Origin of the sequence: Paenarthrobacter nitroguajacolicus (assembly GCF_029952445.1) — a bacterium.
Taxonomy (GTDB): Bacteria; Actinomycetota; Actinomycetes; order Actinomycetales; family Micrococcaceae; genus Arthrobacter; species Arthrobacter nitroguajacolicus_B.
This window is the reverse complement of sequence record NZ_JAQPPK010000002.1, coordinates 74,656-88,711: the sequence shown is the minus strand read 5'-3', so window position 1 is coordinate 88,711 and position 14,056 is coordinate 74,656. Positions and strand designations below refer to the sequence as shown.

Genomic DNA, 14,056 nt, shown 5'->3' with positions numbered 1-14,056 from the left:
CCGGAGTCGTTACATTGATTCGCTCTTGACTGTGGGAAGGTGCACGGCAAACTCCGTGCGTCCCGGCCTCGAGGTCACTTCCACGCTTCCGCCGTGCGCTTCAACGATGGATTCCACAATCGACAACCCCAGTCCCGAGGTGCCCTCGGACCCCGATCGCGCGGCATCGGCACGGGCAAATCGGGAGAAAATCCGGCCCTGGAAATCCTCGGGAATGCCTGGCCCGTTGTCCGTTACGGTCACGATGGCGCTGCCGTCGGCTGACAGCATGACGCCGGTGACCACCTTGGTGCCGGCGTCCGTGTGCTTCCGGGCGTTCGAGAGCAGATTGGCCAACACCTGGTGCAGCTGCGTGGCGTCACCGCGGACGGTGATGGGTTCGTCCGGCAGCATGAGTTGCCAGATATGGTCCGGGGCCATGACTTTCTCGTCGCTTACGGTCTCGATCACCAGCTGCGTCAGGTCCACGTCCGTGACTTTCACGGGCTGGCCTTCATCCAGCCGTGCCAGCAGCAACAGGTCTTCTACCAACGTGGTCATCCGTTCGGACTGGCTTTGGACCCGGGCGAGGGACTTCCTGCCATCGTCCGTGAAGGTCTCGGTCATCCGCAGCAGTTCGGTGTAGCCGCGGATGGCCGTCAGTGGCGTCCGCAGTTCGTGCGAGGCATCGGCAACAAACTGCCGCACCTTGGTTTCGCTCTCCTGCCGGGCTTCCAGCGCACTGGATACGTTGTTCAGCATGAGGTTCAGGGCGTAACCAACGCTGCCAACTTCAGTTCCCGGGTGGGAGGCCGACGGCGGTACCCGCACCGCAAGTGCCACTTCACCGGCGTCGAGCGGTAATCGCGAGACCTTTGTCGCGACCTCGGAGAGCTGCTCCAGCGGCCGCATGGTGCGCCGGATGATCACGGTCCCCACCAGGCCGATCACCACCAGGCCGCCCAGGGAAACCAACACCATGGTCCAGACCAGCGACGCCTCCGCGCTCTGCTTGTCGGACAACGGCAGGCCAGTGACGATCACGTCTCCGTTCGTTTCCACGGCAACCAGGCGGTAGTCGCCGTTGGACAAGGACCGGTCTACTGGCCGGTTGTCCCGGGGGAGCGACAGCAGCAGCTGCTCATCGGCGTCGGAAAGGGAACCTCGGTTGCCTTGGGCGTCGATCAGGCCCGAGCTGCGCACGGTGGATCCCACGATCCGGGCGTTCAGGGTGCCTGCTGCCTGGCCGCGTGCTTCCAGCGGGTCCGGCCTTCCGGTCGGCGAATTCGGAAAGCCCGAGGGCGGCCTGCCGAAGTCGTTGGCGCGACTGGACGCCTCCTCCAACTGCTTGTCCAGCTGCCTGTTGAACACCATGTCCATTGACGCGTAGCTGACAAGGCCCACGGCGCCGCAAATTGCCACCAGCAATGCCATGGCCACCAATACCAGCCGGGTGCGAAGGTGCCACGTGGAGGGGTTCAGCCAACTCCGTTTCGTGTTCCGGGCAACCCCTGAGAGGGAACTCAACGCCTAGTCCGCAGGTTTGATGACGTATCCGGCACCACGGACGGTGTGGATCATGGCTGGGTGGTTTGCCTCGATCTTTTTGCGGAGGTAGGAAATGTACAACTCCACGATGTTGGCTTGTCCGCCGAAGTCGTAGTCCCAGACGCGGTCCAGGATCTGGGCCTTGCTGACCACGCGTTTGGGGTTTTCCATGAGGTAGCGCAGGAGCTCGAACTGGGTGGCGGTGAGGGTGATGTCCTCTCCGGCCCTTGTCACTTCACGGGTGTCCACATTCAGGGTGAGGTCGCCCACCACCAGTTCTGCGGTGTCCATGGCTGCCACGCCGGAACGCTGGACCAGGCGGTGGAGTCGCAGGAGCACCTCTTCCATGCTGAAGGGCTTGGTGACGTAATCGTCGCCGCCGGCAGCCAGGCCAACAATGCGGTCCTGCACGGCGTCCTTGGCGGTCAGGAACAGCGCGGGAACTTCAGGGGCGAAGGCGCGGATACGGTTCAGGACCTCCACGCCGTCGAATCCGGGCAGCATGACATCGAGCACCAGGACATCGGGGCGGAAGTCCTTTGCGAGCTTCACGGCTGCGGGTCCGTCGCCAGCAACAGCCACCGACCACCCCGCCATCCGAAGCCCCATGCTCATGAGTTCGGCAAGGCTGGGTTCGTCATCCACCACCAGGGCGCGGATGGGGGAGCCGTCCGGGTGGGAGAGCTGGGGAAGGTTGTTCGTCATGGAGTGCGAGGAGGCCATGGGACAACTCTCCGTTCTGCTGGTTTGCCGGCGCTTTGCCGGTCCTGTGAGGACGCTGTGAAGTCAACACTAGCGAGGTAGGAGTCCTCCGTGCGTCCCTTCGCCACCGTATTTGGACTCTTCTTGGCCCTGGGATCAACCTTTTTGGGTTACTTTGCGGGTTTGGCGGCGGCAAAGTGGGTGGTGAAGGTACAGAACCCTCGACGCCGGTCCCTGCCCGGGCACCCGGTCCTCCCCGGGGCGGCCGACGTACCGTCACCACCTTCTTTGGACTTGGAACGCCCTGTATTCAACCTTTTTGGGGTTACTTTGCGGGTTTGGCGGCCGCAAAGTGGGTGATGAAGGTACAGAACCCACGACGCCGGTCCCTGCCGGGGCGGCCGGTCCTCCCCAGGCGCCCGGTCCTCCCCGGGGCGGCCGGTCGCTCATCCTTCGGGAGCCTGTTGGGTGGGAACAGGGAGTTGTGCCGGGTGGGCGTACCGTCACCACCCTCTTTGGACTTGGAACGCCCTGTAGTCAACCTTTTTGGGTTACTTTGCGGGTTTGGCGTCGGCAAAGTGGGTGGTGGAGGTACAGAACCCTCGACGCCGGTCCCTCCCCAGGCGCCCGGTCCTCCCCGGGGCGGCCGGTCGCTCATCCTTCGGGAGCCTGTTGGGTGGGAACAGGGAGTTGTGCCGGGTGGCCGTACCGTCACCACCTTCTTTGAACTTGGAACGCCCTGAATTCAACCTTTTTGGGTTACTTTGCGGGTTTGGCGTCGGCAAAGTGGGTGGTGAAGGTACAGAACCCTCGACGCCGGTCCCTCCTGAAGCGGTAATCCTCGCCTCATGGCCGGACTGCTTTTCGCAGGTCACAGGCCGGCCATTTCTGCAGCACAGCCTCCGCACAGTAACGGGTTCGACTCTGGTGCGTACACAGACATGAAGAAACTTGGAGAACACCGTGAATCAGCAGAACCAGCCCGCCAACCCCGACGACGCAAATCTGGACCGCAGTAGCTTGGATGGTACGAACCAACCCGCAAAGCTCGACGGCGGGTCCCGGGCCGCGTCGAGCACGCCCAGCCCGGAGACGCCGACGCAGGCAACACCCGCCCCGGCAACACCCACCCCCGCATCGCCAAGCCCTGTCGCTCCTGCGGAACCTGGCGGGGGCTCCTCGTGGGCGTGGTCGGAACCTGCCCACAGTGAGCCGAACGACGGGACCCAGCCGAGCCAGCCTTCCCACCAGCCCACCACGACCCAGCCGACCGCAGGGTGGGGAGCGCCGCCGTCGGACGCCCAAGGATGGGGAGCCAACAACACAACCGCGCTGAAAACCGGCGCAGGCAACAACCGCTGGGGAACCAAGCGCACGCTGATGGTCGCAGGAATCGCAGTGGTGGTTGCGGCCGGAACGGCAGGTGGCTTCTATGCCATGGGCAGCGCAAGCTCGGCCAACGCAGCGAACACTCCACTCGGCCAGGCCGGCGCCGGTGGATTCGGCGCGCAGCAGGGCCAGACCCTTCCCGGAGGAGGAACGGGCCAGGGAGGAACAGATCAGGGCGGGACGGGCCAAACGCTTCCCGGGGGTGGGACTGGCCAGATGGGGCCGGGGCAGATGGGCGGTATGGCTCCCGATGGGCTGGGCATGGCCGGCGGGCTCAACGCGGCCATTCATTCCGAGTATGTGGTGCTTCGGAATGAGGAATACGTGACCATGGCGGATCAACTTGGCACGGTCAGCGACGTTTCCTCGACGTCCTTGACCGTCAAAAGTGAGGATGGTTTCACCCGGACCTATGCCCTGAACAGCGACACCGCCGTGGCACAAGGCACCCGCCAGCGAGGCAGCACCACCAGCACCCTCACCCTGGCCGATGTAAAAGCAGGGGCAACTATCCGCGTCACCGCCACCAAGTCAGGTGATGCCTACACGGCCACATCAATCCGCCTGACCACCACAACCTCAAGCCAAGGTTCCACCTCGAGCCAGGGTTCAGGGACGTCGTCGTAAGCAGTTTCTACCGCTTGTAGCAGATTTTGAGAAAAAAATTCGAGGACGAGGAGCATCCTGATTGGACAACATATGTTTCAGATCGTGAGATTCCGAAGTCTGTACCTCGCGGGTCGTGACGGTGCGAATCATGCCCGATCTGCCGAAGAAAATTCACTGGAAGGCTAATATTTCTTCCCGTTGACGAATGAAATGGCATTCATTTTAGGGCTCCACGGAATTGTGATTTGCAGCACAATAGACCTCTACGTCTCAAAATGTGGACGGTTCGACGCTTTGTTACTTGCGTGTTGCCATTGTTACGTTGCACACTTCCAATGTGAACAAGAACTCAACAGCACCTGCAGCCGCAGCAACCTGGTCCAGCACACCCGCTGGCCATGATGACCGCTGTTGTCGAATGCAAGCCTAACTTTCCACCCCAAGAAGTTTCAGGCATTCGCCCCCTAGCCCAGCGTTGGGCGCCCCTCCCCAAACTCATTGCGGGGACATTCAGCATTCGAAGCCGCGATGACGGCTATTCACTTTTGAGGTAAGCACTCCATGTCAGTTGCATCTGGATACGTCCACATCTCCGTCCGTAACGCCAACAAGGCCGCGTCGAACGCAGGGCTCCGGCCCGGCTTCGGCAACCGCCCCGGCTATGCTCCCGCTCCGCAAGGCGCCGGCCAGCAGGCTCCCGGGTACGTGCCGCAGGGTTACAACCCCAACTCTTATGGCCAATTGCGCGCAGTACCCACCGCAGAGCCGGCGCCCATGACCGCGCCCACTCCGGTGATCGCGCAATCGGACAGGCTGCGCCCCGTTGCCAACGACAACGTAGCCCGCGGCTTCGTGCTCTACATGGGTATTGACGAAGAGACTGCAGCTGCAGCCGGCACCTCCATTGCCAAGCTTGCCCAGGAAATCCGGGCCTACGCCCAGTCCCTGGTGACCGGCGCCGAGAGCTACGCGGCCGTCGCTGTCGCCCCCGCCGGGGCACCCGGGTCCGCACTCGACGTCGTTCGTTCCACCTTCGGGGACCCGACCGTGGCCTCCCGCCAGCGCGCAGAAGCCGCACGTCCGGCCCCGCAGCAGGAAGCGCGCCCCTCCGGCGTCCTGATCGACCTTGCCCGGCGTGAAGTGCACCTGGATGGCGAGTCGCTGAACCTGACGTTCAAGGAATTCGAACTGCTCAACTACCTCGTTGAAAACGGCACCCGCACGGTTGGCCGCGACGAACTGCTTGAGGGGCTGTGGCGCAATGCCGAAGAGGTGCCGAACGAGCGCACCATCGACGTGCACATCCGCCGCCTCCGTTCCAAGCTGGGCCGCCTGGCCAACACGGTCCGCACGGTCCGAGGCCAGGGCTACCGGTTCTACGAGCACCCCGAGGTCATCGTTTGGGCCGCTCCGGAATACTCGATCTGATCTTGTGAAACGCCGAAAGGCGGCACATCCTCTGCGCCTGCGCTCGTACCTCACGCAACAACGGCGCTGCCGGGATGTGCCGCCTTTCGTCTTGCCTGGTCAGTGAGCATTGGCCTCCACGGCTAAGGAGGGCGGATAGGGTTGGTTCATGAGTGACCACCACATCAAGCGACTCGTGATCATGCGGCATGCCAAGGCCGATTGGCCGGTGGGTGTGCCCGATCATGAGCGTCCCCTTGAGGAGCGTGGTCACCGCGAGGCGCCTCTTGCCGGCAAATGGTTGCTCAAGCACGGCGTGGTCCCCGATTTCATCCTGTGTTCGTCGGCGCTAAGAACCCGGCAAACCTGCACCTGGGTGTGTGACGAGCTGGGGGAGAAGGCACCTACTCCCAAGCTTGAAGACGGTCTGTATTCCGCCTCTGCCAACCGCATGCTGACCGTGATCAACCACGTTCCGGACACCGTGACCACCCTCATGGTGATCTCGCATATGCCAGGCGTGCAGGATCTTGCCATGCATCTGGCCTCACGCGACTCCGACCACGACGCCTACATGGACGCCGCCACCCGTTACCCCACCAGCGCGTTGACGGTCATGGAAACGGAAAAGTCCTGGGCTGAACTCGACGGTCAGGACGCGCGGCTGACGCACTTCACGGTTCCCCGCCACTGACTGCTGCTATCCCGGCAGCTCGTCGGTAGCGACTTCCCGGAGCAATCCGACAACGTGCCGGATGTTGGGGCTGGCCGTCATGGTCTTCCGATACACGATCCCCACGGACCGCTGCTGCACGGGCTTGATCACCGGAACAGCAACAACCCCTGGCGGCAGCGGGGGCCTGCCAAGCCGGGGGACCAGTGCGATGGCCACGCCTTGTTCCACCATGGCGATGTGGGTGGAAAAGTCGGGATCGTAAATCCGGATGTCAGGGATACGTCCGAGCCCTGCGAAGATCTGCAACAGTGCTTCGTTGCAGATGGCCCCCGCCGGGGTGCTGATCCAGGTCTCGTCCAGCAGGTCTTCACGCTCGACGGCGGTACTCGCGGCGAGAGGGTGGCTGCTGTTGAGGAGGACATCGGCTTGGTCGACGCAGAGGTCCTCGTGCGCCAGGTTCTCAGGAATCACCAGCGGGACTGAGTTCCAGTTGTGCACCACTGCGAGCTCGGCTTCGCCAGAGGCCACACGTTGGACGGCTTCACGGGGATCCTCCGCCAGGACGGTGATGTCCAAAGCGGAGTGTGCGGCAGCCATCCGTCCAAGGACGGGCCCCACCAAACCGCGGCACGCCGTGGAGAATGCCACAAGCCGCAACAGCCCGGACGGCTTGGCGGGATCAGCCAGGAGGGTTGCCTGGAGTTCTTCGAGTTCGCCCATGATCCGCCGGCCGTATCCGGCAAGGGCCAGCCCACGTTCGGTAAGCAGCACGCCGCGGCCATTCCTCTCCAGGACAGCCACGCCCGTTTGCTTCTCCAGCTTCTTGATCTGCTGGGATACCGCGGAGGGGCTGTAGCCCATGACATCCGAAGCGGCCACCACCGAACCGTGCTGCTCCACAGCAACAAGCGCCCTCAAAGCCGAAATATCAATCATGAAGTAAATCTACCGGGTTGACCGTTGAATTCAATGCTGGTGCTTCATGCAAAAGAGGGTCAGAGTTGAGCTGTGAACCTTCGCCACTCTGCCCTTGCCGTCCTTGTCGCCATTCTGTGGGGCATCAACTTCGTAGCCATCGACCTCGGACTGCACACGAACGGCCGGGATGTACCGCCGCTGCTATTCGTGGCTATGCGATTCCTGCTCGTCGTCTTTCCGTTCATCTTCTTCATCCGGAAACCGGATGTCGGCTGGAAGGCGATCATCGGCGTCGGACTCTTCATGAGCGCCGGGCAGTTCGGCCTCCTGTACCTTGGCATGGCGCTCGGGATGCCCGCCGGCCTGGCGTCGCTGGTGCTGCAGGCGCAGGTTCTCTTCACGGTCCTGCTCGCAGCCAGGTTCCTTGGCGAGAAGCCTAATCGGAGGCAAATGGTTGGGGTCGTGCTCGGCATCGCCGGCTTGGGCGTCGTTGCCCTGGGCCGCAGTGCCGTGGCACCCGTGCTGCCACTGATGATCGTGCTGGCGGCGGCGTTGTCCTGGGCGATCGGCAACGTGGTGGCGCGGCATTCGAAGGCAGCATCCGGCCTGGGCCTGGTGGTGTGGTCCGGGGCAGTGGTGCCTGTTCCGTTGGCGGGGTTGTCACTGCTGGTGGATGGGCCCGACGCGGTGTGGGCAACCCTGAGTGATCTGCAGCCGGCAACTATCCTGAGCGCGGTGTACACGGCCGTGTTTGCCTCGTTGGTGGGTTACGGCATCTGGAACCGGCTGTTGTCGCTTTACCCGGGCTCCGACGTCGTGCCGTTCACGCTCCTGGTCCCGGTGGTTGGCATGACGGCGGCGTGGCTTGTCCTGAACGAAATCCCCACCCCGGCCGAGGTCATGGGTGGCCTGATCCTGCTCCTCGGCGTGGCCACCGCCGTACTCGGCTTCTCCCGAAAGCGGACCAAAACAGACGTTGTCAGGCCCGTTCTGCACCCTTCGGAGCCGAAATAGCACGCAGAGCCGGCCCTGCAACAGAGGATTTCAGCGCTTGGAAGCCGGCTTGCGTTGGGAGGAAGAGTTCGACGTCGGCCGCTTGGCTGCCGTCGCCGGCGTGCGGGACGTTGCGGGTCGCTTTGGAGCAGGCGGCTTCGCAGCGCCCGTGGGTCGTTGGGCGGGGGCAACCGGGCGCTTGGCCTGTGTTGCCGGACGCGAGGCAACCTTACGGGGCGCCGGATTCTTCCGTGCTGCAGGGGTGGCCCGTTTGGCCGGAGCCGCAGTCCGCGAACCGAACGAAGGCACCACGGCTCCGAGGAACATCACGGCCAGGGTCCCTACGCCTGCTGCAGCGGCCAGATAGAAGTAGATATCGGAATCCTTGGTGCTCACTGCGCTGCCCAAGGCGTTGGCATCCTGGGTGAACGCGATGCCCCACATCCTAAGGAAGGCGATGCCGCAACCGATGAACAGGCTGGTTCCGGCGGCGCCGAGCAGGATCACAAAGTAGCGCCGACGCTTGAAAAGCTGCACCAGGGAAGCCAGGTAGCAGAGCGCGACACTTCCAAGGAACAGATACAAAACGAGTTCCTCGAGCACCACGGCGGCAAGTACCAGCAGCCCCATCGACACGAAGGCGGCCACCACCGCAAGCTTCCCGCTGTTCCCCATGTGACGCATGAGGTTAATCATCGCCGACCAAGTGGCCACGCCACGCCGTCGTACATTGCAGTTCCATACCGTTGCGGGGCCTGCTCTGCGTCCAATGGCCATGCCATGGAACGCAGAGCAGGCCGCACAACGCGCTACTTGATGACGTAACCGTGCATGATGGTCATCACCGCAGCCACGCTCTGTTCGCGCGAACGTTCCGGATTGTAGGTTTGCCGGTCCAAGCCCACCACGAAGATGGCCCCGAAGATGGCGGCTTCCAGGCTGCCTCGGATGATGTTCTCGTCCACCGTGTAGCCGGCCGCGACGCGTTCCACCGCGGACCCGATCACCGCCAAAAGCTCGGCCCGGAGTTCGGCAAAGACAGCGCTCCATTCGCCGGGCGTTCGCCAGTTCTCGCTGACCCAGAGCCGGGCGAATGAAGGGTAGTCGTCCATGAATTCCATGGCCTGGCCCACCATGTTCTTCATGGATTCCAGCGGATCATCGCTTTGTCCCTGGACATCCTGGAGCCTGACAAGCATGATGTCCACGCCGTGCCGCAGAAGCTGGGCGATCAGGTCCGACTTGCTGCCGAAGTTGTAATACACCGTCCCCTTGGACACCCCTGCGGCAGCCGCGATTTCGTCCACGGTCACTCCCGCAGCGCCACGTTCGCCGATCAATTCCATGGACGCCTCAAAGAGGCGCTGCTTGGTGGCGTTGGTCCGGCCGGGGCGGAGCTTCTTTTCTCCAGTACCGGTGGCGGCAGGCTCGGTGGTGCTCATACTGCAATCTCCGGCTTCAGGGTCTTGAGGGTCCACATCTTGTGCTTGCGGACGGCCAGCGTCGACAGCGCCGCTCCCAGCAAAGTGTATCCAAGCAGCCCCAGGACCGTAGGCCAGATCATGCTGAGTTCACCGCCGTAGATCAGGTGCCGCATACCAGTGACCACGTACCCCATCGGCAGGACCTCGTGCACCACATGCAGCGGCATGGGGGTGGTCTGCCACGGGAAGGTGCCGCCCGAGGATACGAGCTGCAGGACCAACAGGATAAGCACCACGAACTTGCCCGGGGTTCCCATCAGCGCCACGATGCCCTGGATGATCGCACTGAACGCCATCACGGCTGCCAGCATGAACAGCCACATCCCGATCGGGTGGGCCGGATTCAAGCCGAGGCCGAGGTCCACCACCAGCGTGAGGATGGTGGCCTGCAGCACCGAGACAACGAAGAACGGCAGCCAGCCTCCGACGGCGATTTTCCAGGCGGGGGCGTTCGAGGCAAGGGCCCGTTGGGTGATGGGCCGCATCGCCTGGACCAGCATGAAGACGCCGATCCACAGGGCCAAGGTGAGGAAGAAGGGCGCGAGGCCGGCGCCGTAGGAACCTGCCTTTGCCTGGGAGACGTTGTTCACTGCTACCGGATCCGCGATCACTTTGGAGACGCTGCTCTTCTGCTCATCGTTCGGGTTGGGGATATCTCCCGCGCCCTTGGCGAGCTCGGTAGCCAGCGTGTGCGAACCATCGGAAGCGGTCACTGCGCCGCTGGCAAGTTGTCCGGCGCCGTCGTCGAGTTGGCGGGCGCCGTCGTCGAGCTTTGCTGCGCCGTCCAGGGCGGTCTGCTGGCCGGCGGCCAGCGTTGCCGCGCCGCTGTTCAACTGTCCGGCCCCGGCAGCTGCCTGCGAAATGGCATCGGTCAAGGTTGGCGTTGCCGCAGCGAGCTTCTGGGCGCCGGCACTCACTGCAGCCGAGCCGTCCGAGAGCTGCTGGATCTTGGCAGCGTCACCCGAGATTTTCGCCTTGGCATCGGTGACCGGACTCGACGCTGCTGCGGCATCGAAGTCGGCCAGCACCTTGTCGGCCTGCTCCTGGGTCAGCACGCCGGCGGTGACGAGTCGGGCGTTGGATTCGACCACGCGGTTGCGCAGGCCCTTGTCCGCGGCGTCCAGCTGCCCAACCACTTCCTGGACCTTCGCGTTCAGCTCCGCGTTGCCAGCTGCCACCTGGGCGGCGCCATCGGCGAGCTTCTGCGAATCCGCGGGGAGGGTCGCCGTCTTGTTCTTGAGCTCAGTAAGGCCCGAACTCAACTGGCTGGCTCCGGTGTTCAGTTGCACAGCGCCATCGCGCAGTTGGGTTTGGCCTGCAACAAGTTGGTCCGCGCCAGTGACCAGTTGGCTGGTACCGGTGTGGAGCGTGGCGGCGCCGTCGCTCAGTTTTCCCACACCCGTGGCCAACTCGGAGGCGCCGTCGGCGGCCTTCACGATGGACGCGTGGATGGTGCCGAAGCCGGTGAGCAGCTGATTGGCAGTTTCTTCGCCCACTTCCTTGGCCACGGTGGAATGCACGGCAGTCGTGAGCTTGTCCACGATGGTGCTCAGGAGGTAGTTGTTGGCGTCGTTGGTGGTGACGTGCAGCATGGCTTGGTTGGCGGCGTCGAAACTTCCGGGGGAGACCAGGTTCGAGGAGAAGTCCTTGGGGATGCGCAGCGCAAAGGCGTACTCGCCGGTCTTCACGCCCGCGTCCGCGGCCTCGGCGCTGGAGACCTGCTTCCAGTTGAAGACGTGGCCTTCCACCAGGCTGTCGGCCACCTTCTTGCCAGCCTGCAGCTCGCTGCCGTCCTTCGACGTGGCACCGGTGTCCTCGACCACCAGGGCGGCGTCGATCTGGTTCAGGTTGCCGTACGGATCCCAGTTAGCGTAGAGGTACACGGCGCCGTACAACAACGGAACCATGGTCAGGGCGAGGATGGTCAGCTTGGGCAGGAGCCCGCCGGTCATGCGCTTGAGTTCGGAGCGGGCGAGCCGCAGAACAGTCACTTTGCAGTCCTTTGGAGGTTTTCGATTTCGGGTTCTTCGGCCGTTTCAGGCGCGGTGTCGGCGGCGTGTTTCGCCTTGGGTTCGACGACGGCGGCCGGCGTCGTGGGGGAAGGTGCAGGCTCCGCTTCCGGTTCGGGAGGATACGCGACGGAGTTGCCGATCACCGCTGCGGGGCCGGTCCAGTTGTCCGGAAGGGCACCGACGACGGCGACGACGGCGAGCGGCCGCCCGGCGTCGGACGCCAATGCCTGAAGACGGGGCAACCAGGTCCCGGGATCCGCGCTGTGGCGGTCGGGGGAGTCGATGACCAGGAGGTCCGTGGCCGGATCCGCCAGGGCCAGGGCCGTCAAGAGTTCAAGGCGGCGACCGGCGGGAAGCTGTTCGATCCAGAGTTCCGCGAGGTCCTCGAAGCTGTTGACTTTGAGCCATGGTTTGCTCAGCAGGGCGCCACGGTAGCGCCGCGGGATCAGGGAAAGGTCTTCGGTGACGAGGTCCCGGACGCTGAGGTGCTGTTCGGGTTCGTTGACTCCGGGGGAGTCCACCAGGGCGCTCGCGAGCCGGATCTTCTTGGTCTTGGTGGTGTTGTCCCAGCTGAGGACCCCGTTGCTGGGCTTCATGCGGCCGCTCAGGGCCAACGCCAGGGCGGTGCGCTGGTCCTGGCCTTCTCCGGCGACGAGCATGAGTTCGCCGCGGTGGACCTGGAGCGATGTTGCCGGGAGGAGATCGTCCCGGCGGCCGTTGATCTGAAGTTGCTGTACGGACAGCACAATGAAGCCTTTCGCAGAACTGTTGTCTGCTGAAAGTCTAACTGAACTGACTGGTCAGTTCAAATAGGAATCAGAGGCCATATTTTTCCAGGAGTCGAAGCCAAACCTCGCTAATGGTCGGATAGGACGGAACTGCGTGCCAAAGCCTATCCAAGGGGACTTCTCCCACAATTGCGATCGTTGCTGAATGGAGGAGCTCGGCGACGCCCGGGCCGGCGAAGGTAGCCCCCAAAAGCACCTTCCGGTCCTCGTCCACCACTATCTGCGCCCAGCCCTTGTAATCCGGGGAGTACAGCTGGGAGCCGGAAACGTTGATGGGCAGTTCCACGCCCGTGACGTTCTTCCCCTGCAACAGCGCCTGCTCCAGTCCCAGGCCCACCGACGCCACCTCGGGGTCCGTGAAGACGACGCTGGGAACGGCGTGCTCATTCGCCGTGTGCGCCCAAGGGCTCCACGGCTCTGGGCTGCCCTGGAGTTCGCCGTTCGCGCGGGCAACAATGGCGTCGCCCGTAGCCCTGGCTTCGTATTTTCCCTGATGTGTCAGGAGTACCTTGCCCGCGGCATCCCCTGCGGCATAGAGCCAGAATCCGCTGGTGCCATCGCTGGCCGGCCCTTCCACCAGCCCGCTGGCATCCGTCGAGAGCCGGAGTGGTTTGCCGTTGGGCGCTTCGACTCCAACGCTTTCCAGGCCCAGATTGGCCAGGGCCGGATGCCGCCCGGAAGCGACCAGGAGTTGGTCGGCGTCGAGTGTTTTGCCTTCGATCGCCACGGTGATTGAACCGTCGTCGTTCTTCTCCACTCTTTGGACGTCGGTGTGGAGGTGGACCGTCACGCCATCGGCGCGAAGACCGGCCAGGACCAGGGTCGCCGCCTCCTCGGCGTAACTGCTCAGCAGTCGTCCCCGGGCCACGAGCGTCACATCCGAACCCAGGCGCGCAAAAGCCTGCGCCAGCTCCACGCCGGCAACGCCACCGCCGAGCACCACAAAGCGCTTGGGAATTTCCTTGGCTGCAGTGGCTCCCCGGGTGGTCCAGAAGGGCACGTCCTTGAGGCCTTCGATGTCGGGGCGTATGGGCGTCGAGCCGGTGGCGATCACCACCGCGTGGTTGGCTTTGAGGGCGTAGCTGTTTCCGTCGAGGCCATCCACTTGGACTTCGCGGGGGCCCGTGATCCGGCCGCGCCCACGGATCAGGTCAATGCCGGCACTGTCCAGCCATTCAGCCTGGCTGCCGTCCTGCCAGTTGTTGGTGAACCAATCCCGGTGTTTCAGTGCGGCCCCAGCGTCAATGGTTCCCGTGATGGCCTGCGTTGCGCCTGGAATTCCTTGCGCAGCATGGAGTACACTTCCCGGGCGGAGGAGCGCCTTGGAGGGGATGCAGGCCCAGTAGGAGCACTCGCCGCCCACCAATTCGCTTTCGACGATCACCGCCGACAGGCCGCCGCGAACCACCCGGTCCGCCACGTTTTCCCCGACGGCGCCTGCGCCGATCACAATTACGTCGTACTCGCGGGAGCTTTCGGCAGTCATGGGGAAAGCCTACGCCGAGTGCCTGCGCGGTGTGAGGCCCTCTATGCGCGCTTGGTGGTGGGTTT

General features: G+C 63.8%; 12 protein-coding genes. 4 read left to right on the top strand and 8 right to left on the bottom strand.

Annotated elements, in window-relative coordinates:
* Nucleotides 1-9: 9 nt before the first annotated feature.
* Entirely contained in the window at nucleotides 10-1,506 is a 1,497-nt protein-coding gene (locus PJL15_RS01780; protein WP_281449495.1) for a sensor histidine kinase, read from the bottom strand.
* Between the two features lie 3 nt (nucleotides 1,507-1,509).
* Nucleotides 1,510-2,250: a response regulator transcription factor gene (locus tag PJL15_RS01775; protein ID WP_281449494.1), complete on the bottom strand. Its 741-nt coding sequence runs from the start codon at nucleotides 2,248-2,250 to the stop codon at nucleotides 1,510-1,512.
* Nucleotides 2,251-3,192: 942 nt separating this feature from the next.
* Here PJL15_RS01775 and PJL15_RS01770 point away from each other — a divergent pair.
* The 3 genes from PJL15_RS01770 (at nucleotide 3,193) to PJL15_RS01760 (ending at nucleotide 6,328) form a co-directional block, all read left to right on the top strand.
* The gene (locus tag PJL15_RS01770; RefSeq protein WP_281449493.1) at nucleotides 3,193-4,245 is read left to right on the top strand and encodes a hypothetical protein; all 1,053 of its coding nucleotides are present in this window, start codon (nucleotides 3,193-3,195) and stop codon (nucleotides 4,243-4,245) included.
* Between the two features lie 543 nt (nucleotides 4,246-4,788).
* Nucleotides 4,789-5,655 carry a winged helix-turn-helix domain-containing protein gene (locus PJL15_RS01765; protein ID WP_281449492.1) on the top strand — a complete coding sequence of 289 codons (867 nt, stop codon included), beginning with the start codon at nucleotides 4,789-4,791 and terminating at the stop codon, nucleotides 5,653-5,655.
* Between the two features lie 148 nt (nucleotides 5,656-5,803).
* On the top strand, nucleotides 5,804-6,328 hold the full coding sequence (locus PJL15_RS01760; RefSeq protein WP_144661558.1) for a SixA phosphatase family protein: 525 nt from the start codon (nucleotides 5,804-5,806) through the stop codon (nucleotides 6,326-6,328).
* A gap of 6 nt (nucleotides 6,329-6,334) precedes the next feature.
* Here the strand turns inward: PJL15_RS01760 and PJL15_RS01755 are convergent, their stop codons facing one another.
* Complete coding sequence (locus PJL15_RS01755) at nucleotides 6,335-7,246, bottom strand: LysR family transcriptional regulator (protein ID WP_281449491.1); 912 nt, start codon at nucleotides 7,244-7,246, stop codon at nucleotides 6,335-6,337.
* Between the two features lie 72 nt (nucleotides 7,247-7,318).
* Here PJL15_RS01755 and PJL15_RS01750 point away from each other — a divergent pair, with 72 nt between their 5' ends.
* A complete protein-coding gene (locus PJL15_RS01750) occupies nucleotides 7,319-8,242 on the top strand; it encodes an EamA family transporter (protein WP_281449490.1) in 924 nt (307 codons plus the stop codon).
* A 30-nt stretch (nucleotides 8,243-8,272) separates the two neighbouring features.
* Here the strand turns inward: PJL15_RS01750 and PJL15_RS01745 are convergent, their stop codons facing one another.
* The 5 genes from PJL15_RS01745 to PJL15_RS01725 form a co-directional block, all read right to left on the bottom strand.
* Nucleotides 8,273-8,896, bottom strand: a complete 624-nt coding sequence (locus PJL15_RS01745; RefSeq protein WP_281449489.1) for a hypothetical protein — start codon at nucleotides 8,894-8,896, stop codon at nucleotides 8,273-8,275.
* Between the two features lie 134 nt (nucleotides 8,897-9,030).
* Nucleotides 9,031-9,663 carry a TetR/AcrR family transcriptional regulator gene (locus PJL15_RS01740; RefSeq protein WP_281449488.1) on the bottom strand — a complete coding sequence of 211 codons (633 nt, stop codon included), beginning with the start codon at nucleotides 9,661-9,663 and terminating at the stop codon, nucleotides 9,031-9,033.
* Nucleotides 9,660-11,696 (bottom strand): YhgE/Pip domain-containing protein, encoded by a 2,037-nt coding sequence (locus tag PJL15_RS01735; RefSeq protein WP_281449487.1) that lies wholly within the window; start codon nucleotides 11,694-11,696, stop codon nucleotides 9,660-9,662. Before PJL15_RS01735 ends, PJL15_RS01740 begins: the two co-directional genes overlap by 4 nt.
* Nucleotides 11,693-12,463 carry an ABC transporter ATP-binding protein gene (locus PJL15_RS01730; RefSeq protein WP_281449486.1) on the bottom strand — a complete coding sequence of 257 codons (771 nt, stop codon included), beginning with the start codon at nucleotides 12,461-12,463 and terminating at the stop codon, nucleotides 11,693-11,695. Before PJL15_RS01730 ends, PJL15_RS01735 begins: the two co-directional genes overlap by 4 nt.
* 70 nt (nucleotides 12,464-12,533) lie before the next feature.
* The gene (locus tag PJL15_RS01725) at nucleotides 12,534-13,991 is read right to left on the bottom strand and encodes a dihydrolipoyl dehydrogenase family protein (RefSeq protein WP_281449485.1); all 1,458 of its coding nucleotides are present in this window, start codon (nucleotides 13,989-13,991) and stop codon (nucleotides 12,534-12,536) included.
* Nucleotides 13,992-14,056: the final 65 nt, after the last annotated feature.

Bases quoted from the DNA above. Each gene is read 5' to 3' on its own strand.
- PJL15_RS01775 (WP_281449494.1), bottom strand. From the start codon at position 2,250: ATGGCCTCCTCGCACTCCATGACGAACAACCTTCCCCAGCTCTCCCAC.
- PJL15_RS01765 (WP_281449492.1), top strand. From the start codon at position 4,789: ATGTCAGTTGCATCTGGATACGTCCACATCTCCGTCCGTAACGCCAAC.
- PJL15_RS01760 (WP_144661558.1), top strand. From the start codon at position 5,804: ATGAGTGACCACCACATCAAGCGACTCGTGATCATGCGGCATGCCAAG.
- PJL15_RS01755 (WP_281449491.1), bottom strand. From the start codon at position 7,246: ATGATTGATATTTCGGCTTTGAGGGCGCTTGTTGCTGTGGAGCAGCAC.
- PJL15_RS01745 (WP_281449489.1), bottom strand. From the start codon at position 8,896: ATGGGGAACAGCGGGAAGCTTGCGGTGGTGGCCGCCTTCGTGTCGATG.
- PJL15_RS01740 (WP_281449488.1), bottom strand. From the start codon at position 9,663: ATGAGCACCACCGAGCCTGCCGCCACCGGTACTGGAGAAAAGAAGCTC.
- PJL15_RS01725 (WP_281449485.1), bottom strand. From the start codon at position 13,991: ATGACTGCCGAAAGCTCCCGCGAGTACGACGTAATTGTGATCGGCGCA.